At 57.3% G+C, this 1,400-nt stretch carries 2 protein-coding genes and 1 tRNA gene; 2 read left to right on the top strand and 1 reads right to left on the bottom strand.

Annotated features, from left to right (window positions below):
- Positions 1 to 103 precede the first annotated feature (103 nt).
- Together EGI20_RS18670 and EGI20_RS18665 are read left to right on the top strand one after the other, a co-directional pair.
- Positions 104 to 179, top strand: a tRNA-Lys gene (locus EGI20_RS18670).
- A gap of 134 nt (positions 180 to 313) precedes the next feature.
- Positions 314 to 634 (top strand): hypothetical protein, encoded by a 321-nt coding sequence (locus EGI20_RS18665; RefSeq protein WP_498633191.1) that lies wholly within the window; start codon positions 314 to 316, stop codon positions 632 to 634.
- Between the two features lie 19 nt (positions 635 to 653).
- Here EGI20_RS18665 and pyrE read toward each other — a convergent pair whose 3' ends face one another.
- Positions 654 to 1,298 carry an orotate phosphoribosyltransferase gene (gene pyrE / locus EGI20_RS18660; RefSeq protein ID WP_498633189.1) on the bottom strand — a complete coding sequence of 215 codons (645 nt, stop codon included), beginning with the start codon at positions 1,296 to 1,298 and terminating at the stop codon, positions 654 to 656.
- Between the last annotated feature and the right edge of the window lie 102 nt (positions 1,299 to 1,400).

The following is a 1,400-nucleotide window of genomic DNA, read 5'->3' as shown; positions in this document are numbered from 1 at the left end:
GAAAGCGGTTGACTGGACGGCGCGCTGTCGGTATAGTCTCGTTCTCTCTTGTGAGGCATTGGCGCAAGCCGGTAAATCATAAAAGAAACCCTGATTTTATGGGGGGTCGTTAGCTCAGTTGGTAGAGCAGCGGACTTTTAATCCGTTTGTCGCAGGTTCGAATCCCGCACGACCCACCAGTACACGCCGCTAGCGCGGCAGAAAAATCCCCTGACGGCTCATACTGTCAGGGGATTTTTCATATTCATTCCGGCTGGCTGCCCGCCCCCACTGTCTGCGATAATCAGCCTAAATAATCAGGACGGGATCCATCATGCGCCAGAAATTACTCGCCTTACTGCTCGCAGGCTTTGCCACAACGTGCTTTGCCGGCGTCAATGAAAACCTGCTGTCCGCACAAATGGCCTACCAGAACGCCGATGGCAATCTGAAGAACAGCCAGTTGCGCATGCAAGCCAGCAAGAGCAAGCACACACTGGCCGAACAACGTCTGGCCGACGCGCAAAATGCACTCGCCAATGCCAGCGCCGAACTAGCCAGCGCCCAAAGCACGCTCACGGCAGCAGAAGAGGCCATGAGCAATGCCACCAGCCAGTTGCAGCAAGCCTGGCAAAACAAGGAAGCCGCCCAGTAAGGCCGGCTTCCCTGCCGCATCAGGCGTCGACGCCGTAGCTGGCGCGATAGGCCTTGACCGCCTCCAGATAGCGGGCGAGTTCGTCGCTGCCTTCGATAAAGGTCATCAGATCGCCCAGATTGGCGATGGCAACAACCGGCAAGCCATACTGCTGTTCGACTTCCTGCACGGCAGACAAAACACCGGTGCCGCGCTCCATACGGTCCAGAGCAATAGCCACACCGGCAGGCTCGGCCCCCGCGGCACGGATCATGGAGATGGACTCGCGCACCGAGGTGCCGGCCGTGATCACGTCGTCGATGATCAGCACCTTGCCCTTGAGCGGCGCGCCAACCAGTACGCCGCCTTCGCCATGGTCCTTGGCTTCTTTGCGGTTATAGGCAAACGGTACATTGCACCCTTTTTCCGCCAGTGCCATCGAGGTCGCCGCTGCCAAGATAATGCCCTTGTAGGCCGGGCCGAACAGCATGTCGAACTCGATGCCGCTAGCCTGGATCGCATCGGCGTAAAAACGCGACAGTGCCAGCGTGCTGGCGCCATCATTGAACAGGCCGGCATTAAAGAAATAAGGCGACTTGCGGCCGGCTTTGGTGGTGAACTCACCAAACTTCAGCACCTGGCCTTCGAGTGCAAAACGAATAAAATCCTGTCGAAAATCGCTCATAACCCACCCCTCAAACTGGACACAGCCTTGTACGGCCAAAAAATTTGCCGGCAAGGATAACACGGGAGAACCGCTTGCTTCGAATCGTTTCCGCCAACCTTA

The sequence above is a fragment of the Aquitalea sp. S1-19 genome (genome assembly GCF_024343515.1).
This window is presented reverse-complemented; position numbering and strand designations above follow the sequence as displayed.